22 protein-coding genes are annotated in these 22,980 nt (G+C 75.3%); 7 read left to right on the top strand and 15 right to left on the bottom strand.

Annotated features, from left to right (window positions below; translation table 11 throughout):
* Nucleotides 1–28: 28 nt before the first annotated feature.
* On the bottom strand, nt 29–1,423 hold the full coding sequence (locus tag ABZ801_RS14065; RefSeq protein WP_360697390.1) for a DUF1996 domain-containing protein: 1,395 nt from the start codon (nt 1,421–1,423) through the stop codon (nt 29–31).
* A 431-nt stretch (nt 1,424–1,854) separates the two neighbouring features.
* Entirely contained in the window at nt 1,855–2,571 is a 717-nt protein-coding gene (locus ABZ801_RS14060; RefSeq protein WP_360697386.1) for an NAD(P)H-dependent oxidoreductase, read from the bottom strand.
* A gap of 94 nt (nt 2,572–2,665) precedes the next feature.
* On the opposite strand from ABZ801_RS14060, the gene ABZ801_RS14055 reads away from it, so the two are divergent.
* Nucleotides 2,666–3,562, top strand: coding sequence for a sigma-70 family RNA polymerase sigma factor (locus tag ABZ801_RS14055; protein WP_360697383.1), 897 nt, complete (start codon nt 2,666–2,668; stop codon nt 3,560–3,562).
* A 42-nt stretch (nt 3,563–3,604) separates the two neighbouring features.
* Here the strand turns inward: ABZ801_RS14055 and ABZ801_RS14050 are convergent, their stop codons facing one another.
* Genes ABZ801_RS14050 through ABZ801_RS14035 form a run of 4 tightly spaced genes read right to left on the bottom strand, consistent with a single transcriptional unit; the run spans nt 3,605 to nt 7,805 of the window.
* Nucleotides 3,605–4,378, bottom strand: coding sequence for an aldolase/citrate lyase family protein (locus ABZ801_RS14050; RefSeq protein WP_360697380.1), 774 nt, complete (start codon nt 4,376–4,378; stop codon nt 3,605–3,607).
* A gap of 24 nt (nt 4,379–4,402) precedes the next feature.
* The gene (locus ABZ801_RS14045; protein ID WP_360697377.1) at nt 4,403–5,395 is read right to left on the bottom strand and encodes an aldo/keto reductase; all 993 of its coding nucleotides are present in this window, start codon (nt 5,393–5,395) and stop codon (nt 4,403–4,405) included.
* Nucleotides 5,396–5,400: 5 nt separating this feature from the next.
* On the bottom strand, nt 5,401–6,372 hold the full coding sequence (locus ABZ801_RS14040; RefSeq protein ID WP_360697374.1) for a phosphoglycerate dehydrogenase: 972 nt from the start codon (nt 6,370–6,372) through the stop codon (nt 5,401–5,403).
* Nucleotides 6,369–7,805, bottom strand: coding sequence for an Nramp family divalent metal transporter (locus tag ABZ801_RS14035; RefSeq protein WP_360697371.1), 1,437 nt, complete (start codon nt 7,803–7,805; stop codon nt 6,369–6,371). The genes ABZ801_RS14040 and ABZ801_RS14035 overlap by 4 nt, the downstream gene beginning before the upstream one ends.
* A gap of 242 nt (nt 7,806–8,047) precedes the next feature.
* On the opposite strand from ABZ801_RS14035, the gene ABZ801_RS14030 reads away from it, so the two are divergent.
* The 3 genes from ABZ801_RS14030 to ABZ801_RS14020 are packed head-to-tail and all read left to right on the top strand — an operon-like array spanning nt 8,048 to nt 11,138.
* Complete coding sequence (locus tag ABZ801_RS14030; RefSeq protein WP_360697368.1) at nt 8,048–9,292, top strand: four-carbon acid sugar kinase family protein; 1,245 nt, start codon at nt 8,048–8,050, stop codon at nt 9,290–9,292.
* Nucleotides 9,289–10,275: a 4-hydroxythreonine-4-phosphate dehydrogenase PdxA gene (pdxA, locus tag ABZ801_RS14025; RefSeq protein ID WP_360697365.1), complete on the top strand. Its 987-nt coding sequence runs from the start codon at nt 9,289–9,291 to the stop codon at nt 10,273–10,275. Before ABZ801_RS14030 ends, pdxA begins: the two co-directional genes overlap by 4 nt.
* Nucleotides 10,276–10,283: 8 nt before the next feature.
* A complete protein-coding gene (locus ABZ801_RS14020; RefSeq protein ID WP_360697362.1) occupies nt 10,284–11,138 on the top strand; it encodes a DeoR/GlpR family DNA-binding transcription regulator in 855 nt (284 codons plus the stop codon).
* Between the two features lie 30 nt (nt 11,139–11,168).
* Here ABZ801_RS14020 and ABZ801_RS14015 read toward each other — a convergent pair whose 3' ends face one another.
* Together ABZ801_RS14015 and ABZ801_RS14010 are read right to left on the bottom strand one after the other, a co-directional pair.
* Nucleotides 11,169–11,807, bottom strand: a complete 639-nt coding sequence (locus ABZ801_RS14015) for a 50S ribosomal protein L11 methyltransferase (RefSeq protein WP_360697359.1) — start codon at nt 11,805–11,807, stop codon at nt 11,169–11,171.
* 11 nt (nt 11,808–11,818) lie between these two features.
* Nucleotides 11,819–12,526: a carbon-nitrogen hydrolase family protein gene (locus ABZ801_RS14010; RefSeq protein ID WP_360697356.1), complete on the bottom strand. Its 708-nt coding sequence runs from the start codon at nt 12,524–12,526 to the stop codon at nt 11,819–11,821.
* A 105-nt stretch (nt 12,527–12,631) separates the two neighbouring features.
* Here ABZ801_RS14010 and ABZ801_RS14005 point away from each other — a divergent pair, with 105 nt between their 5' ends.
* A complete protein-coding gene (locus tag ABZ801_RS14005; RefSeq protein ID WP_360697353.1) occupies nt 12,632–14,344 on the top strand; it encodes an APC family permease in 1,713 nt (570 codons plus the stop codon).
* Between the two features lie 51 nt (nt 14,345–14,395).
* Complete coding sequence (locus ABZ801_RS14000; protein WP_360697350.1) at nt 14,396–15,151, top strand: aminotransferase class IV; 756 nt, start codon at nt 14,396–14,398, stop codon at nt 15,149–15,151.
* Between the two features lie 42 nt (nt 15,152–15,193).
* Here ABZ801_RS14000 and ABZ801_RS13995 read toward each other — a convergent pair whose 3' ends face one another.
* Entirely contained in the window at nt 15,194–16,024 is an 831-nt protein-coding gene (locus ABZ801_RS13995; RefSeq protein ID WP_360697347.1) for a nitroreductase/quinone reductase family protein, read from the bottom strand.
* Between the two features lie 348 nt (nt 16,025–16,372).
* Nucleotides 16,373–17,032 (bottom strand): hypothetical protein, encoded by a 660-nt coding sequence (locus tag ABZ801_RS13990; protein WP_360697344.1) that lies wholly within the window; start codon nt 17,030–17,032, stop codon nt 16,373–16,375.
* A 39-nt stretch (nt 17,033–17,071) separates the two neighbouring features.
* On the opposite strand from ABZ801_RS13990, the gene ABZ801_RS13985 reads away from it, so the two are divergent.
* The gene (locus tag ABZ801_RS13985; RefSeq protein ID WP_360697341.1) at nt 17,072–17,464 is read left to right on the top strand and encodes a cytochrome P450; all 393 of its coding nucleotides are present in this window, start codon (nt 17,072–17,074) and stop codon (nt 17,462–17,464) included.
* A 5-nt stretch (nt 17,465–17,469) separates the two neighbouring features.
* Here the strand turns inward: ABZ801_RS13985 and ABZ801_RS13980 are convergent, their stop codons facing one another.
* The 5 genes from ABZ801_RS13980 to ABZ801_RS13960 form a co-directional block, all read right to left on the bottom strand.
* Nucleotides 17,470–18,231: a histidine phosphatase family protein gene (locus ABZ801_RS13980; protein WP_360697338.1), complete on the bottom strand. Its 762-nt coding sequence runs from the start codon at nt 18,229–18,231 to the stop codon at nt 17,470–17,472.
* Entirely contained in the window at nt 18,228–19,295 is a 1,068-nt protein-coding gene (locus tag ABZ801_RS13975; RefSeq protein WP_360697335.1) for a glycosyltransferase family 4 protein, read from the bottom strand. The genes ABZ801_RS13980 and ABZ801_RS13975 overlap by 4 nt, the downstream gene beginning before the upstream one ends.
* A gap of 72 nt (nt 19,296–19,367) precedes the next feature.
* On the bottom strand, nt 19,368–20,117 hold the full coding sequence (locus tag ABZ801_RS13970; protein WP_360697332.1) for a class II aldolase/adducin family protein: 750 nt from the start codon (nt 20,115–20,117) through the stop codon (nt 19,368–19,370).
* Nucleotides 20,114–21,562 (bottom strand): FGGY family carbohydrate kinase, encoded by a 1,449-nt coding sequence (locus tag ABZ801_RS13965; RefSeq protein WP_360697329.1) that lies wholly within the window; start codon nt 21,560–21,562, stop codon nt 20,114–20,116. The genes ABZ801_RS13970 and ABZ801_RS13965 overlap by 4 nt, the downstream gene beginning before the upstream one ends.
* Complete coding sequence (locus tag ABZ801_RS13960; RefSeq protein ID WP_360697326.1) at nt 21,559–22,977, bottom strand: FGGY-family carbohydrate kinase; 1,419 nt, start codon at nt 22,975–22,977, stop codon at nt 21,559–21,561. Before ABZ801_RS13960 ends, ABZ801_RS13965 begins: the two co-directional genes overlap by 4 nt.
* Nucleotides 22,978–22,980 lie beyond the last annotated feature (3 nt).

The following is a 22,980-nucleotide window of genomic DNA, read 5'->3' as shown; positions in this document are numbered from 1 at the left end:
GGGTCGTCGCGGGGTCAGGTCGGTTCGCTCAGCAGCGCCGGCCTCGGTTGATGCAGGCGGCCGCGCGGGCGGCCAGCTTCGGGGACATCACGTTGATGAAGTCGCCGTGGTCGGTGACGGGCTTGTGCAGCTGCTCGGGGAAGCTGTCCAGCGCGTACAGCCTGCCCTGCGGGATGTTGTAGCTGATGCGCTGCTCCAGCCGCGGGATGGCGCGCATGCCCGCCGGGCAGTTGCCGTTGGCGTCGGGATAGGCGACGTGCGTACGGTGGTTGGCGCTGTCGGTGTTCTGGCCGTCCCAGCAGCTCTGGAACTCCAGGATCCGCATCACCTGGCTGCCGCGCGGGCACAGCGGGTACTTGTCGCTCAGCCGCCGGTTCTCGAACCCGGTGCAGGTCCACGACGCACGGGCGTTGGCGGTGCCGTTGGTGAACGACTTGGCGTCCCCGGTGATGATCCGCAGGAACCGCGGCATGGCGGTGACCTTGCTCCTGGGGTTGCCGGAGAAGGTCAGGTCGACCCTGGCGGGGGTGAGGATCTTGCCGACGTTGCCGTCCAGGCCGCCCCCGGGCTTGTCGGCGTCGAAGTCGTTGGCGCCGGGCAGCCGCACCACCGGCCAGTAGTGCGTGGACTTGTCGCCGTTGGTGCAGGTGGTGCCCGCCCGGGCCAGGTCCTCGTCGGTGGAGAACCCGCTGGTGGCCTTGTTGCCCACGTAGTCGTGCAGGTGGTGGGCGCCGTTGCTCACGCCCGGAGCGACGATCACGTTGTCGGAGTTGAAGTGACGGTTCTCGTTGCGGCCGCACTTGGAGGTGAAGGTGCCCCTCGAGGCGTTGCGTCCGGGACGCGGCGCCTTGACGTTCGGGCGGACCTTGCGGATGTCGACGAAGTCGCTGCGGACCGGCCCCTTCTGGGGCTGACCCGCGCCGTTGCCCTGCCCCGCGCCGTTGCCCTGCCCGGCCCCGTTGCCCGCGCCGTTGCCCTGGCCCGTACCGGCGCCGGGGGTGCCGTTGAGGGTGCAGGCGGCCAGCGCGTCCAGCCCGGCGGGCCGCTCGGCTACCCGGCCGATGGCGGTGGCGATCCGGTTGATCGTGGCGAGGCGCTTGTCGCGCAGCGGCCCGAGCACCGCGTTGCGGGCGAAGTCGGGGCCGCCCTGCCCCACCGTGGCGGCCAGCCGCCGGTCGGCCTCCTGGATCTGGGTGTTCAGCAGCGCCAGGTTGCGGTCGACCTCGGCCTTGGCCTGGGCGGGGACCGCGGGCAGCCGGGACGCCACGTCCGGGCACTGGACGGTCTGCGCGCGGACGGCGGCCGCGGCGTTCACCCCGGCCGTCGCCGTGCCGACGCCGGACAGCCCGGCCAGCACCAGTCCCCCGCCGGCCGCGAGTCCGACGGTGCGCAGAAAGGTTCGCGGTCGCCGTGCGAATCGCATGCGGCGCTCCTCCTTGTTCAGGGTGTGAGGAAGGCACCCGGCTTCTTCAGCGAGTACGCGCCCCTGTCCGTCGGGGGTTCAACGCGCGCAGGAGAATTTCCGCGGCCGTCCGCGCGGGTCACGCGGCGTGACCGTGCCGCATCCGGTCGGCGACGGGCGCTTAGGCGGCGCTCAGCACCGGGTCAAGCGAACCTTAAGAGCCCGCGCGGCGGCCCCGCCGGGTCTAGCCTCGGCGACGTCACCGATCTTCGACCTGGGGCGGGCGGCCCGCGCGGCGTCCCATCGACGCACCCGGCTTCCAGCCGCGCGGGCCGTCCGCCCCCTCCCCCGGAAGGAGGCGGACGGAGGGCTCCGTACGCGCGGCGTACGACACCGTTGGGTACGCGCGGAGCCCCCGCTGTGTTCAACCCCCTACCGCGTGACCTTGACGATCACCGGTTCGGCGCGCCGACGGGGCGGCCGTCCCGGGAGGCCAGCGCGGCGACCTCCGCCCGCGCGTCCGCCAGCGAACGCGCCGCGAAGTCCTGGAAGCGCGCGAGCTGCGGCAGATGCCCCGCCATGGTCATCTCCGCGTGGACGAAACGCAGGTTGTCCTCGGGCACGCCGAGGTGCTCGCGGAAGTACGCCCGCAGATACGGCTCCTGGAAGTCGCATCCGTGGCGCGGGGTGCCCGGCCCGTAGGCGCCGCCGCGCGCGGTGACCACCACGACCTCCGTGTCCCGTAGCACGCTGGTCTCGGTATCCGGGTCGACGTAGGCGCCGGGGAAGGTGATCCGGTCGATCCACGCCTTGAGCGCCGCGGGCACCGAGAAGTTGTACATGGGGGCGCCGATCAGCACGGTGTCGGCGGCCCGCAGCTCTTCGACCAAGGGCAGGGTCAGCGCCCAGTCGCGTTGTTCGGCCTCGTCCGCGGCCAGCGCCGCCACCTCGTCGAGGGGGACGATGCCGCGCTTCTCCACGCGCCGCCCGAGGTCGACGTACGGCGCCCCCAGCGGCGGCACCGGATCGGCCACCAGGTCGCGGTACCGGTATCCGGCCGCCGCGCCGTGCCCGCGCCGCCAGGCCTCGGCGAACATCGAGGTCAGCCGCCTGCTGACGGAACCGTCCGCATGGTCGACACCGGAGTCGAGATGCAGCAGGGATATCATGCTTCCACCGTCCACTCGGCCACCCTGACCGGCAGGGTCGCGTCTTCTTCCGTTCACCGCCCTTACGACGACGCGCGCCGAGGAAAGGTGACCGATGGACGATCAGGCCGCACTGGCCGAGCATTTCGACCGCTCCCGGGGGCAGCTGCGGGGCGTGGCGTTCCGCATGCTCGGTTCGGCGGACGAGGCGGACGACGCCGTGCAGGAGGCGTGGCTGCGGGCCAGCCGCGCCGGTTCGGGCGACGTGGCCAACGTGGCGGCGTGGCTCACCACGATCGTCGGCCGGGTGTGCCTGGACATGCTGCGCTCGCGCCGCCGCCGCGGCGAGCATCTGGTCGACACGGCCGGCCTCGAGGCGCTGCCCGCCGGGGACGGCGCGGCCGGCCCGGAGGACGAGGCGGTGCTGGCCGACTCCGTCGGGCTCGCCCTGCTGGTGGTGCTGGACGCGCTCGGCCCCGCCGAACGGGTCGCCTACGTGCTGCACGACCTGTTCGCCGTGCCGTTCGAGGAGATCGCCCGCATCGTGGAACGGTCACCGGCCGCGGCCAAGAAGCTGGCCAGCCGCGCCCGGCACCGCGTCCACGGCCGGCCGGACGTCCCGGCCGCCGACCTGGGCCGTCAGCGGCGGGTGGTGGACGCCTTCCTCGCCGCGTCCCGTGCCGGCGACCTGGACGCCCTGCTCGCGGTGCTGGCACCGGACGCCGTGCGGCGCAGCGACCGCGCCGCGCCGCCCGAGGCCGAGGTGCGCGGTGCGCGCCGCATCGCCGAGGAGACCGCCGCCAACACCGCCCGCGCCCGGTTCGCCCGGCCCGCGCTGGTGGACGGCCGGATCGGGCTGGTCGTCGCGCCGCGCGGGCGGCTGTGGCTGGTGCTGAAGCTGACGATCGACGGCGACCGGGTCGCGGCGATCGACGTCATCGGCGACCCGGCCCGTCTGCGCGCGACGCGCGTCGCCCTGCTCGGCGCGCCGTCGCCCGTCCGGGCCGCCTGACAGCGGCCTGCCCCGGGACGTGTGCCGGGCGTGGGCGGGGTGTCAGGACGAGCGGGCCGCCTTCAGGTGGGCGGCGGCGGCCTGCTCCAGGTGCACCAGGTCGGAGGAGACGGTCGCGAACGTGTAGCCCTCGGCGAGCCGGGCGGCGGCGGTGGCGCCGTCCGGGCAGTGGAAGCCCGCCGCGATGCCCGCGTCGGCGGCGGTCTTGGCGATGCGCGCCGTCGCGTCGGCGAACGCGTCGGCCACGTCCGGGTCGCCGGGGAACCGGCCGCCGAGCGCCAGGGTCAGGTCGGACGGGCCGACGTACACCCCGTCCAGGCCGGGCACGGCGCAGATCTCGGCGAGGTTGTCCAGCGCCCCGGCCGTCTCGATCATCACGACGCAGGCGACCGCCTCGTCGGCCTCGGCGGGACGCGGGCCGACGCGCAGCGCCGACCGCATCGGCCCGTAGCTGCGCACGCCGTGCGGCGGGTAGCGGCAGTACGCGACGGCGGCCGCGGCCTCCTCGGCGTCGTTCACCAGCGGGACGATCACGCCGCGGGCCCCGGCGTCCAGGGCGCTGCCGATCCAGTACCCGTCGTTGGCCGGGACGCGCACCATGCCCGCCGACACGCCCCGGGCGTCGATCGCCGTCATGGCCGACAGCCACCCCGGGTAGGCCATCAGCCCGTGCTGGCCGTCGGCGCACACGTAGTCGTAGCCGAGGCCGGCGATGCGTTCGGTGCCCACCGGGTTGTCGCACACCACCCAGTACCCGAGCAGGCGCTCGCGGGCGCGCAGCCGGGCGGCGAAGGAGGACGGTCCGTTGTCGCTCATATCAGTGATCCTTTGCGGGCGTGATCAGCGGTTGTAGGCGGGCGCGGGACCGCGCAGGCGCTCCCAGACAGCGTCGCAGAGCTCGGCCAGGTCCGCGCCGGGCGGGGGTCCCTGGGCGGCGGCGATGTTGGCCTCCAGGTGCTCGACCCTGGACGAGCCGACGAGCACCGCGCCCACGGCGGGACGCGACAGCAGCCAGCGGAACGCCAGCTCCGGCAGGGTCAGGCCCGCCTCGGCGGCGCCCCCGGCGAGCGCCTCGACGGCCTCGAACAGGCGCCGGTCCCAGTACCGCCGCCGGTACATGGCGGCCAGGCCCGAGTCGCCGAACCGGCCGGCGGCGGGCGACTCGTCGAACCGGTGCCGTCCGGTCAGCAGCCCGCCGCCCAGCGGGTTGTAGACGATGTTGACCAGCCCGGCGCGCTCGGCGAACTCGGTGTACTCCTCCTCGATGCGGCGGCTGACCAGGTTGTAGAGCGGCTGCGACAGCACCGGGACGGGCGCGCCGCGGCCGGCCGCGGCGGCGCGCAGCTCGGCGATCTGCCAGGCGGCGAAGTTCGACACCCCGACGTACCGGATCCTGCCGGCGGCGACGTGCTCGGCCAGCGCGTCCAGGGTCTCCTCGATCGGGGTGCGCCGGTCCGGCTGGTGCAGGTAGTAGACGTCGAGCCGGTCGGTGCGCAGGCGGCGCAGGCTGCCCTCCAGGCAGCGGCGGATCGCCTCGGCCGACAGCGGCGCGGCGTCCCCGGCGTCAGCGTGCGGGATGCCGACCTTGCCGGCCAGCAGGAAGCGGTCGCGGCGCGTCGCCAGCAGCTCGCCGAGAATCTCCTCGCAGGCTCCGCCCGCGTAGCCGTTGGCGGTGTCGAGCATCGTGACGCCCGCGTCGGCGGCGACGTCGAGCATGCGCGCGGCGGTGTCGCGGCCGACGGTGTCGCCGAACGTCATCGTGCCCAGCACCAGCCGGGACGGCTCCAGGTCGGTGCCCGGTACCGGGACGGTCTCCATGTTCTTCTCCGTCATGGTCGTCACACCACCGGGTTCACGGGAGGAAGGCCGCGCAGGACGCGCACCACGTCGGTGGCGACCGTGGTGCCCATGGCGGCGTTGGCCTCGTGGCTGAACGCCCCGCAGTGCGGGGTGAGCACCACGTTGGGCGCGTCCAGCAGCGGGCTGCCGTCCGGCGGTTCGGAGGCGAACACGTCGACCGCCGCGCCCGCCAGGTGGCCGTCGCGCAGCGCCTCGGCGAGCGCCGCCTCGTCGACGAGCCCGCCGCGCGCGGTGTTGACCAGGTAGGCGCCGGGCCGCAGCCGGGCCAGCTCGGCGCGGCCCAGCAGCGGCGGGGCGCCGGGCGCCAGCGGCAGGTGCAGGGTGACGACGTCGGCGGCGGCCAGGCATTCGTCCAGTCCGGCGGCGCGGACGCCCTGCTCGGCGAAGACCTCGGCGGGCAGGTGCGGGTCGTAGGCGACGACGGTCATGTCGAAGCCGCGGGCGCGGCGCGCCACGGCCTGGCCGATGCGCCCGAAGCCGATCACGGCGAGGGTGCGGCCCGCCAGCTCGGGGCCGAAGAACCGCTCCCAGCGGCCCTGGACGACCGACGTGTGCGCCGGGACGATCCGCCGCACCGCCGCCAGCAGCAGCGCCATGGTCATGTCCGCGACGGCCGTGGTGTTGGCGCCGGGGGCGTTGACGACGCGGATCCCGGCGGCGCGGGCCGCCGCCACGTCGATGTTGTCGACGCCGACGCCGTGCTTGGCGATCACGCGCAGCGACGGTGCCGACCCGATCACCTTCGCGGTCACCGGGTCCAGGCCGACGACCAGCGCCGCCGCCCCGGCCGCCTCCCGGACCAGCTCGTCCTCCGCGAGCGGGTGCGCGAAGCGGGAGCGCCGCGCGGGGACGCGCGCCTCCTCGAACACCCGCCACGGGCCGTCGGTGTACCGGGCGAAGCTCTGGGTGGTCACCACCACCTCGCCCGTGGAGCCGGACATGTCCGTCATCCCCCTGATCCGATCTCGATTCCGAAGACCTCCAGCACCGTGTAGACCCCCAGGACGCTGATCGCGATGGTGCTGAGGACGAGCGCGGTGTTGAGCAGCCGGCCGTCCCGGAACTCGCGGTCCACCTCGGTGCGCCGCAGCCACCACACCGCGATGACGACCGCCACCAGGAAGATCCCGCCGCCGATACCGCCGATCTGCACCATGAGCACCGGCGACTGCAGGTAGAGGAAGAACAGCGCCCACAGCGGCGGCAGTGTCAGCGTCAGGATGCGGATGACGCGCTGCCGCTTGCGCACGTCCGTCCAGTCGAACACGCCCAGCAGGCCCAGGGTGTTGGTCCACAGCCGCGGCACGCTGGCCGACGACGCGATGGCGGTGGAGTAGAGCACGGCGAACGCGCCCGCCAGGAACAGGTACTCCGCCCACGGCCCGAGGGTGTCGGTGTAGATCCGCGACAGCGTGGTGATCATCTCGTTGCCCTCGGGCACGAGGTTCTGCGGGTGCAGCACGGCCGCGCCGATGAGGTAGAACGACAGCGTGCACAGGGTGCACACGGCCCAGGCGGCCAGGGCGTCCACGCGCATGACGCGGATCCAGCCCCTCGCCCGGCGGGCGCGCTCCTCGGTGCCGTCGTCGGGGCCGGTCCAGCGGGCGTAGCCCTTCTCGATGCACCAGTAGGTGTAGGTGGTCATCTCGTCGGCGCCGACGCCGGTGATGCCGAACATCGCCACGGCGAAGCCGAGCGTCCCGGCGGGGACGGCGAACTCCAGCCCGGAGCCCAGGTCGGACGGGCCGTACCCGAAGTCGGTCAGCGGCAGCCCGAGGGCCAGCAGCACGGTCGCGATCGTGAACACCACGACGGTCAGGAACGCCGCCCGCTCGATGGTGCCGTACCGGTTGCGGTACAGCAGCAGGACGATGCTGAGCACGACCGCCACCGTCCAGAAGGTCAGCGACGGCATGGACAGCGGCTCGCCCACCACCGGGAGCAGCACGCTCAGCGCGGCCGCCGCGCCGCCGATGATGCCGCCGCGCTGCATCATCTTGGCGAAGTCCATGCCGATCCACAGCACGTTGATCCAGCCGACCCGGCCGAACCGCGGCGGGACGCGGGCGTAGCCCTCCAGCGCCGGGGAGCCGCTGAGGATCGTCCACTTGGCCAGCTCGATCTGCACCCAGACCTTCACCAGCGTGCTGACGATCACCAGCCACAGCAGGACGAAGCCCGCCTTGGCGCCGAGCGAGGTCGTGGTGATCAGCTCGCCGGAGCCGACGACCGCCGCGGACAGGATCATGCCCGGCCCGAGGTGCCGGAGCGTGCCGCGCCAGTCGGTCGGGGGTTCCTTCACGTCCGCCGCGCGCAGCGCGTAGGGGTCGTCCGGCGGTCCGGCGGGCTCGGGCGCCCGCGGGGCCTTGCTGTCCACCGCCATAGGGGGTTCGTCCTTCCCGTTCGCGCCCGTGGGCGCGGTGCGCGCCCTGCGGGCGGCAACCCGCAGGTTACCTGCGCGTTACGCAGAGCAGGTAACCACTTATGCGCGAATCGCGCAAGAGTTTCCCAAGGTCGCGCGAGAGAGTGCGCGTTTCGCGCAACGTCGGGTAAGGTGCGCGGTGAGAGACGAGCGCGGCCCGCACGCCGCGCTCCAGAGGGCCGGACGGACGGGGGGGCGCGGGTGTGGACGCACCGGGCACGCTGGTCGTCGCCGACGACCTGACCGGAGCCGCCGACGCGGGAATGCCCTTCGCGGCGCGCGGTCTGCGCACGGTCGTCGCGCTGGGCACCGTGCCGCCCGGCGCGGCGGTGACGGTCGTCGACACCGACTCCCGGCACGCCGACCCCGCCACGGCCGCCGCGCGCGTCGCCGGCGCGCTGCGCGGGCGCCCGCCGGGCGCGGCGGTGCTGAAGAAGGTCGACTCGACGCTGCGCGGCAACCTGGCCGCCGAGATCGGCGCGCTGGCCGGCGCGGTGGCCGGGCCGGTGGTGTTCGCCCCGGCCTTCCCCGCGACGCGGCGCACCGTCCGCGACGGCGTCCCCTACCTCGACGGCCTGCCGCTGAACGAGACCTCCGCGTGGGCGGCCGAGGCCCGGCCCGCCCCCGCCCGCGTCGCCGACGCGCTCGCGCCGCTGCCCACCGCCGCCATCGGCCTGGCGGACGTGCGCGGCGGGCACGACGGTCTGCGCGGACTGCTCGCCCGCGCGGGCGAGCGGGGCCGCATCGCGGTCTGCGACGCCGTCACCGACGACGACCTGCGCGCCATCGTCCGCGCGGGCGCCGGGCTCGGCGCCGCATGGGCGGGCTCCGCCGGGCTCGCCTCGGCCCTCGCCGCCGCCCAGGCGCCGCCCGCCGCGATCCCCGCCGCCCGGCCGGACGTCCCGGGACGGGCCGTGGCCGTGATCGGCAGCGCCGGCACGGTGGCGCGGGCCCAGGCGCGGCGCCTCGCCGAGGAGTTCGGGCGGTCGATGTTCATCGACGTGCCCGACCTGCTCGACGCCGGACCCGCCGGGCTGGCCCGGCTCGCCGCCGCCGTCCCGGACGGCGACGTCGTCATCGCGCCGCGCCCCGACGGGCCGCCCGACCCGGCGGTGTCGCGGCGGCTGACCGAGGCGCTGGCCGTCGTGTCCGCACCCGCCGCGGCCGAGGCCGGGCTGCTGGTGCTGACCGGCGGCGAGACCGCCCGCGCCGTCCTCACCCGGTGCGGGCTGTCCGCGCTGACCCTGCTCGCCGAGGTCGCCACCGGCACCGTCCTGTCCCGGGCCGCCGTCTCCCCCGGTGCGGCCGCCCCCGAGACCCCCGGCGCCGACGCGGCGCCGCGCTCCCCGTACGTCATCACCAAGGCGGGCGGCTTCGGCGGACCGGAGACCCTGGTCCACGCGGTCGCCGCGGCCCGCGCCCTCCCCGCTGGAAGGAACCCCCAATGAGCACACCCCTCATCGCCGTCACCATGGGCGACGCGGCGGGCATCGGCCCCGAGGTGATCGTCCGCGCGATCCCGCGGGTGGCGGAGTTCAGCCGGCCCGTCGTGATCGGCGACGCGGCGCGGCTGGCCGAGGCCGCGGCGATCTGCGGCGTGCCGCTGACCCCGCACGTCGTCGACGAGCCGGAGCATGCGCGCTTCGCCCCCGGCACCGTCGACGTGATCGACCTCGGCCTGATCCCGCGGGGCCTGCCGTTCGGCGAGCTGTCCCCCGTCGCCGGGGAGGCCGCCTACCAGTACGTGCGCGTCGCGTCCGAGCTGGCGATGGCCGGCAAGGCGCAGGCGATCTGCACCGCGCCGCTGAACAAGGAGGCGCTGCACGCCGCGGGGCACCGCTACCCCGGCCACACCGAGCTGCTGGCCGAACTGACCGGTGTGCCGGAGGTGTCGATGATGCTGGCCACCGACACGGTCCGCGTCATCCACGTCACCACCCACATCGGGCTGATCGACGCGATCGAGCGCATCGACGACGGCCTGGTCGAGCGCACCGTGCGCCGCGGCCACGACACCCTGGTCGCCGCCGGGATCGAGCGGCCGCGCATCGCGGTGTGCGGGATCAACCCGCACGCCGGGGAGAACGGGCTGTTCGGGCGGGGCGAGGAGGAGGAGAAGATCGTCCCGGCGCTGGAGCGGCTGCGCGCCGACGGCGTGGACGCGCGCGGGCCGCTGCCCGCCGATACAGTGTTCTTCCGGGCCGGCCGGGGCGACTTCGACCTGGTGGTGGCGATGTACCACGACCAGGGCCACGGGCCGGTGAAGATCCTGGGCTTGGAGGCGGGTGTGAACATCACCGTGGGCCTGCCGGTGATCAGGACCTCGGTCGACCACGGCACGGCCTTCGACATCGCGGGCACCGGAAAGGCGGACGCGGGCAGCATGGTGGAGGCGATGCGCCAGGCCGCCCGCCTGGCCAGGCGGACATGATCCCGGACATGAGCACCGACACCGGCACCGACAGCGACAGCGGCTCCGGCGCGGGCGCCGGAGCCGAGGCCGTCGCGGCGGCGGGCGCGGGCGAGCGGCTGCGGGCCGCCGAGCGCCGCCGCCTGATCGAGGAGCTGGTCGCGGCGCGCGGCAGCGTGGCCGTGGAGGAGCTGGCCGCCTCGCTGGGCGTCACCCAGTCCACGATCCGGCGCGACCTGGCCCTGCTCACCGAGCGGGGCCGGCTGGCCCGCACCTACGGCGGCGCCATGCCGGTCACCGCCGCCCCGGCCGAGTCGTCGGTGGGGCAGCGCTCGCACGAGCACGTCGCCGAGAAGGACCGCATCGGCCGGTGGGCCGCCGCGCAGATCGCCGACGGCGAGACCGTCCTGCTGGACGCGGGCACCACCACCGGGCGGCTGGCCCACCACCTGCGCGCCCGCACCGACCTGACGGTGATCACCAGCGGGCTGACCGCGGTCACCGAGCTGGCCGACGCGCCCGAGATCGACCTGGTGGTGCTCGGCGGGTCGCTGCGGCACATCAGCCAGGGCCTGGTGGGGCCGCTGGCCGAGCTGGCGCTGTCGCGGCTGACCGCCGACCGCGCCTTCCTCGGCGCCGACGGCCTGGACGCCGCCCTCGGCATCTGCGAGGCGAGCCTGGTGCAGACCCGGCTCAAGGAGCAGATGGCCGAGCGCGCCCGCGAGGTGTACGTGCTGGCCGACGCCAGCAAGCTGGGCCGCGCCCCGTTCGGCGCCTGGGCCACCCTGCCCGGTCCGTGGACGCTGGTCACCGACCACACCGCCGACGAGGAGCGGCTCGCCCCGTTCCGCGCGCTGCCGCAGGTGCGCGTCGTCCGCGCCTGACCGCCGCCCGCCCGGCGGCGCGCGGCTTCGTCAGAGGCGCAGCACGGACGCCGGGGTGACGGCGCGTTCCTCCAGGTGGCCGGTGCCGGGCACGTCGTAGCGGGCCAGGACGGTCAGGCCCCCGGGCAGGTAGGGGCGGTGCGGGTCGCCGACCAGGACGTCCACGCCGTGCCGCCGCTGCGCGCGCAGGAACGCGGTCATGACCTCGGCGAGGTCGGGGTCGTAGCAGACGTCGCCGGCGAGGATCACGTCGGCCTGCACGGGGGCGCGGGAGGCCAGCACGTCCGCGCACAGCACGTCGACGCGCGCGCCGTTCAGGGCGGCGTTGAGGCGGACGGCGGTGGCGGCGAGCGGGTCGACGTCGCAGGCGGTGACGTGCCCGGCCCCGGCCAGGGCGGCGCAGACCGCGACCATGCCGGACCCGCTGGCCAGGTCGAGGACGCGGCGCCCCGCCACCAGCCCGGGATGATCGAGGACGTGGCGGCCCAGCGCCTGGCCGCCCGCCCACGGGAACGCCCAGAACGGCGGCGGAACGTCCTCGGTCCGTTCGCCGGCGACGGCCTCCCACGCGGCGAACGGCTCGTCGGCCAGGTGCAGCCGCAGCTCGGGCAGCAGCGGCGGCGCGCCGATCCGGGTCAGCGACCGCACCACCGCCTCGTGCTCGTCCATGCCGGGCGCCGTCATCGGAGGGTCGCGCGGACGAGGTCGCCGGGCTCGGTGCCGGCCCGGGCGATGACGACGCCGTCCGGCGCGCAGATCCGGGAGCCTCCGGCGGCCCGCGCGTACCCGCCGCCGCCCGCCCCGGCGAAGCTCGCCACGACGACGAACACGTCGTGGTCGGCGGTGATGCGGCTCGCGCGCTCCTCGATGACGCGGGCGTCGGAGTCGTGTTCCAGGACGCCCGCGACGTAGACGTCGACGCCCAGGGCGGCGGTGTCGGCGGCGTGCCGCGGGATGCCGGTGTCCTTGCAGATGGCCAGGCCGAGCCGCCAGCCGTCGACGTCCAGGACGCCCGGTTCGTCCCCGGGCGTGAACCGGGCGGGCTCGTCCCCGCCGAGCCACATCTTGCGGTAGGCCACGCGTGCTCCGGAACCGTCCACGGCCAGCATCGCGATGTGCTTCCCCTCCCCCTTCCCGGCCGGGACGGGAGCCCCCGCCAGGGCCAGCGCCCCCGTGTCGGCGCAGGCCTCGACCAAGGGACGCAGGCGCGGATCGTCCGCCGTGACGGCGGGGGCGTCCAGCTCGTATCCCGTCAGGGACATCTCGGGGAAGACCACCACGCGCGCCCGCGCGGCACGGACGGCCGCCGCGTGGGCCGCCGCGTTCGCCGCGACGTCCCGGGGCGCGCACACCGGCTGGGCGGCGGCGATCGTGAGCGGGTAACGCATCGGACGCCTCCTGTACCGGGTTCCTCGTGATCTTCTCATCGCCCGCCGCGCACCGTGAGGACGATCCTGGAAAGGGTACGTCCACGCAGGTCACCGGGAGGGAAGATGGCACGGCGGCCGGCGTCGGCGAACGGCGGGGGGCTCAGGCGGGAGGTCGGGCTGATCCCGCTGATGTTCTTCTCCCTCGGCTCGATCATCGGCTCCGGCTGGCTGTTCGGGTCGCTGTACGCGGCGCGCGGCGCGGGACCGGCCGCCTTGGTGTCCTGGGTGATCGCCGGGGCGGGCATCGTCCTGCTGGCGCTGGTGCACGCCGAGCTCGGCGGCATGTACCCGCGCGCGGGCGGCACCGCGCGGTTCGCCCACTTCGCGTTCGGCGGGCTGGGCGGCTTCACGGTCGGCTGGCTGAGCTGGATCTACTCGGTCACCCTGGCGCCCATCGAGACCGAGGCGGCGCTGCAGTACGCCGACAACTACCTGCCGTGGGTGATGCACACCTCGGACGGCACCGCCGTGCTGAGCGCGGGCGGGTACGCGCTGGCGGCGGTGCTGATGCTGCTGTTCTCGTTCGTCAACGCCCTCGGCGTGCGGCTGTTCGCCGAGACCAACGCCTGGGCGGTGTGGTGGAAGACCGCCGTGCCGATCCTGACGATCCTGGTGCTGCTGGCCACGTCGTTCCACGCGGGCAACTTCACCGCCGGGGGCGGCTTCGCGCCCGAGGGGCTGAAGGGCGTGCTGTCGGTGACGGCCTCCAGCGGCGTGGTGTTCGCGCTGCTGGGCTTCGAGTCGGCGATCCAGATGGCGGGCGAGAGCCGCGACCCGCACCGCCACGTCCCGATCGCCGTGGTCGGCTCGATGATCGTCGGTGTCGTGGTGTACCTGCTGCTGCAGATCGCGTTCCTCGGCGCCCTCGCCCCGCAGGACGTGCGGCACGGCTGGAACGCGCTGTCGTTCAGCGGCGAGTTCGGCCCGTTCGCGGGGCTGGCGACGGGGCTGGGCCTCGGCTGGCTGGCGGTGATCCTCTACATCGACGCGGTGATCTCCCCCGCGGGGACCGGCCTGGTCTACGCCGGGATCCAGTCCCGGCTGCTGTACGCGATGGGCCGCGACCGCTACCTGCCCCGGCGGCTGGCCGAGCTCAGCCCGCGGGGCGTGCCGCTGCTCGGCATCATCGTCGGCTTCGTCGTCGGAATGGTCATCTTCCTGCCGTTCCCCGGGTGGAAGCAGCTGGTCGGCTTCGTCACCTCGGCGGCGGTGCTGATGTACGCGCCCGCCCCGGTCGCGCTGGCGGTGCTGCGGCGCGGCGACCCGGACCGGCCGCGGCCGTTCCGGCTGCCGGCCGCGAGCGTGCTGGCGCCGCTGGCGTTCGTCATGGCCAGCCTGCTGATCTTCTGGGCGGGCTGGCCGACGGTGTGGCGGCTGCTGGCCGCCGTGGCCATCGGCGTGGTCCTGCTCGGCGGCTGGCACGCGCTGCGCTCCGGCACCGGGCGCCCGACCGCAGAACCGGCGGAGGACGAGCGGGCGCAGGGCGAACAGGCGGAGGGCGGACGGCCGCCGCTGGACTGGCGGTGGTCGCTGTGGCTGTGGCCGTACTTCGCGGGCATGGGCGTGCTGTCGTACCTGGGCTCCTTCGAGGGGCGCGGCGTGCTGTCGTTCGGCTGGGACATGACCGCCGTCGCGGTGTTCGCCCTGCTGATGTTCACGGTGGCGGTGGCCCGGCCGCTGCCGGGCCACATGACCCGCCGCTACGTCGCCGCCAGCGAGTCCGAGGCCCCCGACCTGCTCGCCGCCGCGACCGGCCCGGTGGAGCCTCCCCGCTGACCCCCTCGGCCCCTGGCGTTCCGGGCGGCCCGCTCCGCTACGGTGACGAGTGTGCTTCCGCGAACCGAGATCGACGGGCACGCACCGAGCGCGGCGGAGGTGCTGCCGGCGGCCCTGGTCAACTACGGCCACGTGACGGTCATGCAGGTGCGCGACCGGGCCGTCCGCGGCCTGGACCTGCACCTGGCCCGGCTGGATGCGGCCAACCGCGAGCTGTTCGGCGTCGGCCTGGACGGCGGGCGCGTCCGCGACCACGTCCGGCACGCCCTCGCCGACACGGCCGACGCGACGGTGCGCGTCACGGTGTTCCGCGGCGACGGCGGCGTCTCGGTCATGGTGACGGTGCGGCCCCCGGAGGAGGCCGCCACGACGCCGCAGGGGCTGCGGTCGGTCGTCTACCGGCGGCCGGTGCCCCACATCAAGCACACCGGGACGTTCGCGCAGATCCACTACGGGCGGCTGGCCGAGCGCGAGGGGTTCGACGACGCGCTGCTGGTCGACCACGAGGGCGTCGTGTCCGAGGCGGGGATCGCCAACGTCCTGTGCCACGACGGCGACGCGTTCGTGTGGCCGGACGCCCCCGCCCTGCCCGGCATCACGATGCGGCTGCTCGACCGCGCCGGGCTCGGCGCCCGGCGCCGCACCGTCCGGCTGGCCGACCTGCCGTCGTTCGCCGCCGTCTTCGTCACCAACTCGCGCGGCGTCTCCCCGGTCGGCCGGGTCGACGACCGGACCGTCCCGCACGACACCGAGATCTTCGAGCGGGTGACCGGCCTGTACGCATCGATCCCCTGGGATCCGCTGTGACGCCCGCGCCGCGCGGTCCGCGCGGCGCGGGCGCCCGGCCCGTCACGGCGCGTCGAGCAGCGGTATCAGCTGTTCCTCCTCGTAGTCGAGGTGGGCTTCGAGCTCGCCGGTGAGCCGTTCGACCTCGGCGAGCACCGCGCCGGGCTCGGTGTCCTCGGCGGCGACGGCCCGCCGCAGGTCGTCCAGCAGCGCCGCGACCCGCTCGTGCTCGCGACGCAGCCGGTCGAAGGTCGCGGCGTGCCCGGGATGCCGGGCGGCGAGGGCGGGGAAGATCCCCCCGTCCTCGGCGGCGTGGTGGAACCCCAGGCCCTGGCAGACGGTCAGGCAGTTGACGCGAAGCTGCGCGCCGAGCCGCGGCCCGGATCCGGCGATCTCCTTGCGGATGAGCGCCAGTTCGCGGCGGAACGCGTCGTGCACCAGCTTGAGCGCCGCACCCGGCGACGCGGCGTTCGACCCCGGCGGGCCGGGGACGGGCTCCAGCGCGACCACGGGGATGACGCGCGTCGTCTTGGCCTGGTACTCGGCCCACCCCGGGTCGGCCTCGGCCGCGCGGGCGAACAGGCGATCGCGTTCGTCGCCCTCCAGGACGGTGGCCTTCGCCTCATAGACGAAGACGCCGTCCTCGACGGTGACGCGCGGATTGGCCACCAGGTTGTGGAACCAGTCCGGATGCCTCGGGGCTCCCCCGGCGGAGGCGATCACCAGCAGGCGGTCCGTGTCGGGCAGGTAGGCCACGGGCGTGGTGTGCGGGGCGCCGGAACGGGCCCCGGTGGTGGTCAGCAGCACCAGCCGGCCCCCTTCGAAGGGGCCGCCGACACGTCCGCCGTTGGCGCGGAACTCGTCGATGATCCGCTGATTGAAGTCGTTGGGCATGCTCTCTTTTCTCGGCGGAGTGCGAAGTTTTCGGCAGGCCGCTTTTCGGCATGACGAAAAAGCCGCGGCGGCGCAGCGATTCGTGCGCGATGACGCGCGCACGCGAAGAACAGCGGGAAAACGCTGAGAAGGTGGGGAAGCGAGCCGAAGGCGGTGAACGGCGGGCCTCTGGCCCGCGTTCCGATCACGCCGTGGCCGGGCGCCTCACTCGTGAATGGCCCATGGCCGACCCGGCAGTCACGTCCCCGACCCTAACCCGGGCGAATATCCCGGGGCAACTTCTCGCCGGAATTCCGAATTTCCGGCGGCGCGCCATGCCGTGGCGGCGCGCTATGCCGTGGCGGCGCGCTATGCCGTGGCGGCGGCGTGACAGGCGCCGTACCCGTCGGCGCGGGCGACGATCCGGCCGTCGCGGACGCGGACGGCGACCTCGGTGGCGTCGCTGACCGCGGGCACGCCCGCCGCCACGGCGACGGCGCCCGACGGGTCGTGCACCACCCGCAGGCGCGGCCAGGCCCGCCGCGGGAACGCCTGGCGCAGGCAGCCGCACAGGTCGCCGACGACCAGCCCGGCCAGCGGCGCCAGCTCGCCCGGGTCGCCGGTGACCAGCACGGCCGTCACCTGGGCCCGGCGCGGCGCGGCCCGCACCGCCTCCTCGGCGGCCTCCAGCCGGTGCAGGCCCAGGACCGCCACCACACCGTCGTCGTACAGCCGGGCGGGTTCACCGCGCACCGCGTCCACCGCCGGCGGCGGGGTCCACGGCTCGTCGGCCGGGCGCGCACGCGGCGCGTACGGCAGGTGCGGCGGGGCCCAGCGGTCGTCGAGGTCGAGGCCGGCCAGCCGCTCGCACACGCCGACCATGTCGAAGACCTCGACGAACCCGGGGGCGGCGGCCGACATCTGGCCGGCGCCCTGCAGGGTCGTCAGCACGGACTCGGCGACGCGGACCAGCCGGGGCGCGCGCGGCCGCAACTGGTCACCAACGCGCTGCACGCCCTGCTGTGCCATCCCGGGCAGCTCGCGGCGCTGCGCGAGGACCCCGCGTTGATGCCGCGCGCCGTCGAGGAGCTGATCCGCTGGTGCGGCCCGACCCTGCTGACGATCCCGCGTTACGCGCGCGAGGACGTCTACCTGTGCGGGGTCGCCGTGCGCAAGGGCGAGCCGGTCACCGTCTCCGTGGCCGCCGCCAACCGCGACCCGCGCGCGTTCGAGGACCCCGACCGCCTCGACGTCACCCGTGAGGCGGGGGCGGCCGGGCAGCTCGGCTTCGGCCACGGGCCGCACTTCTGCCTGGGCGCGTCCCTGGGCCGCGTCCAGACCGACGTAGCGCTCACCGCCCTGCTGCGCCGCGACCTGGCACTGGCCGCCGACGACCCCGACGGCCTGCGCGCCCCCGACCCGGGCACGTGGCGTCTGACCTCGCTACCCGTGCGGCTCTGACGCCGTCAGGCCCCGGCGTCCTCGGCCGCGACGCCGCCCGCCGGGACGGGGGCGGCGGACGACGCGCAGCCGCAGGCGGCGGCGCGCAGGTGGGCGGTGTCGTTGAAGGCGCGCACGACGGCCGTGCCGTCGCGGAACCAGTCGATCTCCGACAGGCAGGCCGAGTCGAGGAACATCCGGTGCATGCTGGCCAGCGGCGCCTGCAGCGCCATCACCACGAGCGTCTTGATCGCGCCGACATGGCTGACCAGCAGCACCGTGCCCGCGGGGAGGCGTTCCACGACGCGCGCGCGGACGCGCTGCAGCCGGGCCAGGGTGTCGGTGAAGCTCTCCCCGCCGGGCGGCGCGACGGCGGGGTCGCTGCTCCAGGCGGCGGCCTCGTCGGGCCAGGCGGCCCGGACCTCCTCGAAGGTCAGGCCCTCCCACGCGCCGAAGTCGGTCTCGCGCAGGTCGTCGTCCACCACCACCGGGCGCCGCCCGAGCCCGTCGGCGACGATCTCGGCGGTCTGCCGGGCGCGGCGCAGCGGCGAGGACAGCACGGCCGAGATGCCGCCGCGTTCGGCCAGGCGGCGGGCCGCCGCCCGCGCCTGCGCCACGCCGTCCGCGCTGAGCCCCACCTCGGACACGCCGCTGAACCGCTTCTGCGGCGACAGCGGGGTGTCGCCGTGGCGCAGCAGCAGGGTGGTGACGGGCGGGACGGTGACGGAGTTCCAGCCGGTGCCGCGGTCGGGGCCACCGGGATCATGGGGTGAGGACGTGTCGGTCATGAGATCTCCCGCAGGGTGGCGAAGAAGGTGCGCGCGCTGTCCTCCCAGGTGGGGAAGGTGAGGGCGCGTTCGCGGGCGGCGGCGCCGAGCCGGGCGCGCAGTCCCGCGTCGTCGATGAGCGCGCACAGCTCGGCGGCGAGCGCGGGCACGTCGCCGACCTCGGCGTACCGGCCCTCGCGGTCATGCCTCGCCAGGTGGGGAAGGTTGCCCGCCCGCCAGCCGACGACGGGCAGCCCGGCTGCCATCGCTTCTCCATACACCGTTCCGTACGGCTCGCGGGTGCTGGGAAGCACAAAGACGTCGCAATCCCGGTAGAGCCGGGCGACCTCGTCGCCGGGCAGGCGGCCGTGGCGGACGACGCGTCCGGCCAGCTCGTCACGGTTCAGGCGGCGCAGGATCGCGGTGCGGTACGCGGCGTCGGCGTGCTCGTCCCCCACCAGGTGGAGGCGGGCGGCGCCCTCGGGCAGCAGGGCGACCGCGTCGAGCAGCTCCAGGATGCCTTTGCGGGGCAGCCAGTTGGCGACGCACAGCAGCGCGGCGCGGTTGTCGCCGCGCACGTCGGTGGGCGGCACGACGACGGGGTCCGGGAAGCCGGCCACGTCGCGTCCGGGCGGTACGACGACGGTGTCGGGGAAGCCCTGCCGGGCCAGCTCCTCGGCGAGATGCTCGCTGGCGACCATGAGCCGGGACACCCGACGGTAGACGGACCGGTCGAGCGCGGCCTGCACCCTCGTGCGCAGCGGGCCGTGGTCGATGCCGCCGGGCGGCTGGTGCAGCACGGCGGCGACGGGGACGTCCGGCCACGTCCGGGAGGTCGCCAGGAACCCGGCGGCGATGCTGTCGAGCACCACCACGTCGGGCGCCTGCTCGCGCACCGTCCGCCAGACCTCGTCGGCGTCGCGGGCGGCGAGCGGGAAGCGCCGTTCGGGGAAGGAGGCGAACCGGAGCCGGGCGCCGTTGCGCGGCGCGAGTTCGGCCATCCGGCGGTGGTAGCGATAGCCGCCGGTCAGCGTGTTCGGATCGCCCAGCGTGATGAGGGACACCGACACGCTCTGCTTCGCCACCAACCCGACCTACCCCCGCTCTGCGACAACGGTTTGCAAAGGCGACCGTAACGCAGGGCGGGGGCCCTTGGGTCAGTGCGACAGAAGCTTGCGGCGGGCGATCTCGTCGGGCCGGGTGTGCAGGGCCTGGACGTTCTCCGGCGGCAGGAACGCGGGCCTGCCCACGGCCAGCACGCCCGACATCACCCGGGCCACCTTGACCGCCATCTCGGTGATCGCGTTGACCTCGGCGGCGGACCGGCCGAGCGCGAAGATGCCGTGGTTGGCCAGGTAGACCAGCTTGGGCGGCTCGCCGTGCTCGGCGATGTGGCGGCGCAGCCCGGCGTGCACCTCGCGGGCGATGGCCAGGCCCGGGTCGGCGTACGGGACCAGCAGCGCGTGCGGCCCGAGCACCACCACCTGGTCGGGGAACAGCGTGCCCTCCACCAGCAGGTGCGCCTGGTCGGAGCACAGCACCGCGTTGGCCGCGACCGGGTGGGTGTGGCCGACGACCTGCGCGCCCGCGTACTCGATGCACATGGCGTGCAGCAGCGCCTCGATGGACGGCCGCCCGTCGCCGCCGACGCGCGCCTTCAGCATGGCCTCCGACAGGCCCGCCTGGTCGAGGTCGTCCTCCTCCAGCAGGCCAAGCAGGCGGGCGGTGTCGACCTCGACGAAGTCCTTGGACGACGCGCCCGCCATCCGCGATCCGCTGGCCTTGACGAGCATGCGGTTCGCGCCGGTGCGGGCGGCGGTGTTGCCCTCGGCCAGCACCACCAGGTCGCGGTCGGGACGCCCCAGCTCGCGGGTCAGCTCGATGAGTTCTGCCAGGCCGTCGGTCACGATTCTCCTTGCACCATCGGGTGGGTCAGGGGCGGCAGCGTCTCGCGCAGCCGCCGGAAAAGTTCGTAGCGTTCGGTGTAGCGGGCGGCCCGCTCGGGGTCGGGCCGGTGGACGCGGGACGGCACGACCGCCAGGTCCCGGACGTCCTCCGGCGACGACCACACGCCGACGGCCAGGCCCGCGAGCATGGCCGCGCCCACGGCGGCGCCGTGGCCGGTGACCGGCACCTGGATCTCGCGGCCCAGCACGTCCGCCTTGACCTGCAGCCACGCCTCGCTCTTGGCACCGCCGCCCGTGCACAGCACCGACGGTACGGGATGCCCGGCGGCCTCCAGCGCGTCCAGGTCGGCGCGCAGCGCGAACGCGGTGCCCTCGAACACCGCGAGCAGCAGGTCGCGGGCGTCCACGCCGAGGTCGAGGCCGACGACGGCGCCGCGGACGCGGGCGTCCCAGCTGGGCGTGCGCTCGCCCGCGAACGACGGCGCCGCCAGCAGCCGGGTGGGGCGGGGACGCTCCAGCAGCGGCCCGGAGTCGAGCAGGCCGGGCGGCTCGCCGGTGAGCGCGCGCACCCAGTCCACGACGGCGCCGGTGGAGACCTGCGCGGTCAGCACGAGGTCGACGCCGTCCACGCAGTGCCGGGAGTGGATCAGCCCGGGCACGGCGGTGCCGCGCGGCACGGCCAGCACGGTGACGGTGGAGAACCCGGTCATCTCGGTCAGCGGGTCGCCGGGCCGCAGCACCCCGGCCTCCAGCGCCGACCCGACCGCGTCGATGCCGCCGGCGGCGACCGGGGTGCCGGCGGGCAGCCCGGTGAGCGCCGCCGCCTCGGGCGTGACCCGGCCGACGATCGTGCGGCACGGCACGGCGCCGGGGAGCATGCCGACCGGGACGCCCGCGTCCGCCAGCGCGGCGGGCCAGCCGCCGTCCCAGCCCTGCATGAGGCAGGCGCCGGAGTCGTCCAGCGACGACTCGCCGGTCAGCCGCCGGACCAGGAACCCGTTGGCGTGCAGCACCACCTCGGCCTTGGCCAGCTCGGCGGGGCGCTGCCGCGCCCACCACAGCAGCTTGGCGGTGCCGTGGTAGGGGTCGGGGCCGTTGCGGGACGTGCCGAGCAGCTCCCCGATCTCGTGGGCCTCGGCCATGGCGCGCCGGTCGATCCAGGTCAGCGCGGGGCCGACGGGGTCGCCGTGCGCGTCCACCGCGACCATCGTGGGCGCCTGGCAGGTGACCGCCACCGCCGTCACCTCGGCGCCGCCGACCACCTCGGGCAGCGCCTCGCACGCCGCGCGCCACCACGCCTCGGCGTCCTGCTCGGCGCCCATCCCGGCCAGCCGCGTCGGGTAGCGGACGGTGCGTTCGCGCAGCACGCGGGCCCGGTCGTCCAGGGCGACGGCCTTGAGCCCGGTGGTGCCGATGTCGACGCCGACGGTGACACGCGCGGTCAACTGTTCCTCCATCGGTCGCGGGCGTGCGCCACCCGGTCCAGGTAGTCGGCGTAACCGGCGGCGTAGAAGCCGGCGCGCTCGGGGTCGGGGTCGCATCCGGCCACCGGCTCGGTCCACTCCTCGACGTCCAGGTCGACGCCGAGGCGGGCGGCCGCGGCCAGCACGGCGCCGCGCGCCCCCGCCTCCGGGGCGGCGACCCGCACCGGCCGTCCGATCACGTCGGCGAACAGCCGCAGCCACTGCTCGCTGCGCGTTCCGCCGCCGCACACCGCCAGGCGGCCCGACAGTCCGGCGGCGTCCAGGCAGTGCCGGGCCGCGTAGGCGATGCCCTCGCAGGTCGCGCGCACCAGGTCGGCCTTGGAGGTCTCCAGGCTGACGCCGCTGATCTCGGCGCGGGCGCCCGGCTCGACGAACGGCGCCCGCTCCCCCGACGGCGCGAAGTACGGCAGGATCCGCACCCCGTTCGCGCCGGGCGGGGACTCGGCCAGCATGTCCTCGACCTGCTCGTGCGACAGGCCGGTGGACGCCAGCACCCAGTCCAGGGCGGCCGTGCCGACCATCGCGGGCATCGCGCACAGCCACCGGCCGGGCCGTTCGGTCGCCAGCGTCAGCCCGGCGGGCTCGCGGCCCAGGTCCAGGTCGTCGGTGACGACCTGGCAGGCCAGCGTGGTGCCGACGGTGAGCAGCCCGTCGCCCGGCTCGGTGATCCCCGCGCCGCGCGCGCAGGCGGGCAGGTCGAACGGCCCGCCGGCGACGGGCGTCCCGGCGGGCAGCCCGGCGATCTCCCCGCGGGTCTCCCCCAGCGGCATGGGGTCGTGGACGGGCGCCAGCAGATCGGCCCGGTGCGTCAGCCCGCACGCCTCGATCGCCCCGGTGTCGTACGCGCGCGTACGCGGATCGAGGAACGGCACGGACGCGTCGGACACGTCGGTGGCTCGCACGCCCGTCCACCGCTGGAACACCACGTCCTTGCAGTATCCGGCGGTGGCGGCGGCGTCGAGCACCTCGGGGCGGTGCCGGTCGAACCACGCCAGCACCGGCCCGGCGCTGCCGGGGAACATGCCCGAGCCGGTGCGGCGGAAGACCCGCTCGGCCACGCCGTCCGCCATCCACCCGGCCAGGACGCCGGCGGCCCGGCCGTCCATCCACGACACCGCCGGGTGCACCGGCCGGGCGTCCCCGTCGACCAGCCACACGCCGTCGCCCTGGCCGGTCAGCCCGGCCAGCCGCGGCGTCACGCCGAGCGCGGCGACCACCTCGTCGACGGCCCGGCACACCTCGTCGATGTCCTGCTCGACCCGGCCGTCGCGCACCGCCAGCCGCGTGCGCCGCGACTCCACCCCGAGGACGCGTCCCCGCTCGTCGAAGGCCGCCGCCTTGACCAGCGAGGTTCCCACGTCGATCCCGACGTACATGTG

It is taken from the genome of Actinomadura sp. NPDC047616 (assembly GCF_040642915.1).
Classification (GTDB): Bacteria; Actinomycetota; Actinomycetes; order Streptosporangiales; family Streptosporangiaceae; genus Spirillospora; species Spirillospora miaoliensis.
This window is presented reverse-complemented; position numbering and strand designations above follow the sequence as displayed.

What these genes read in the sequence shown, in the direction of transcription:
- pdxA (WP_360697365.1), top strand. Translation starts at nt 9,289, where the DNA reads ATGAGCACACCCCTCATCGCCGTCACCATGGGCGACGCGGCGGGCATC.
- ABZ801_RS14060 (WP_360697386.1), bottom strand. Translation starts at nt 2,571, where the DNA reads ATGATATCCCTGCTGCATCTCGACTCCGGTGTCGACCATGCGGACGGT.
- ABZ801_RS14010 (WP_360697356.1), bottom strand. Translation starts at nt 12,526, where the DNA reads ATGCGTTACCCGCTCACGATCGCCGCCGCCCAGCCGGTGTGCGCGCCC.
- ABZ801_RS14015 (WP_360697359.1), bottom strand. Translation starts at nt 11,807, where the DNA reads ATGGACGAGCACGAGGCGGTGGTGCGGTCGCTGACCCGGATCGGCGCG.
- ABZ801_RS14035 (WP_360697371.1), bottom strand. Translation starts at nt 7,805, where the DNA reads ATGGCGGTGGACAGCAAGGCCCCGCGGGCGCCCGAGCCCGCCGGACCG.
- ABZ801_RS14005 (WP_360697353.1), top strand. Translation starts at nt 12,632, where the DNA reads ATGGCACGGCGGCCGGCGTCGGCGAACGGCGGGGGGCTCAGGCGGGAG.
- ABZ801_RS13980 (WP_360697338.1), bottom strand. Translation starts at nt 18,231, where the DNA reads ATGACCGACACGTCCTCACCCCATGATCCCGGTGGCCCCGACCGCGGC.
- ABZ801_RS14045 (WP_360697377.1), bottom strand. Translation starts at nt 5,395, where the DNA reads ATGACGGAGAAGAACATGGAGACCGTCCCGGTACCGGGCACCGACCTG.
- ABZ801_RS14065 (WP_360697390.1), bottom strand. Translation starts at nt 1,423, where the DNA reads ATGCGATTCGCACGGCGACCGCGAACCTTTCTGCGCACCGTCGGACTC.
- ABZ801_RS14055 (WP_360697383.1), top strand. Translation starts at nt 2,666, where the DNA reads ATGGACGATCAGGCCGCACTGGCCGAGCATTTCGACCGCTCCCGGGGG.
- ABZ801_RS14050 (WP_360697380.1), bottom strand. Translation starts at nt 4,378, where the DNA reads ATGAGCGACAACGGACCGTCCTCCTTCGCCGCCCGGCTGCGCGCCCGC.
- ABZ801_RS13990 (WP_360697344.1), bottom strand. Translation starts at nt 17,032, where the DNA reads ATGGCACAGCAGGGCGTGCAGCGCGTTGGTGACCAGTTGCGGCCGCGC.
- ABZ801_RS14020 (WP_360697362.1), top strand. Translation starts at nt 10,284, where the DNA reads ATGAGCACCGACACCGGCACCGACAGCGACAGCGGCTCCGGCGCGGGC.
- ABZ801_RS13985 (WP_360697341.1), top strand. Translation starts at nt 17,072, where the DNA reads ATGCCGCGCGCCGTCGAGGAGCTGATCCGCTGGTGCGGCCCGACCCTG.
- ABZ801_RS13960 (WP_360697326.1), bottom strand. Translation starts at nt 22,977, where the DNA reads ATGTACGTCGGGATCGACGTGGGAACCTCGCTGGTCAAGGCGGCGGCC.
- ABZ801_RS14040 (WP_360697374.1), bottom strand. Translation starts at nt 6,372, where the DNA reads ATGACGGACATGTCCGGCTCCACGGGCGAGGTGGTGGTGACCACCCAG.
- ABZ801_RS13995 (WP_360697347.1), bottom strand. Translation starts at nt 16,024, where the DNA reads ATGCCCAACGACTTCAATCAGCGGATCATCGACGAGTTCCGCGCCAAC.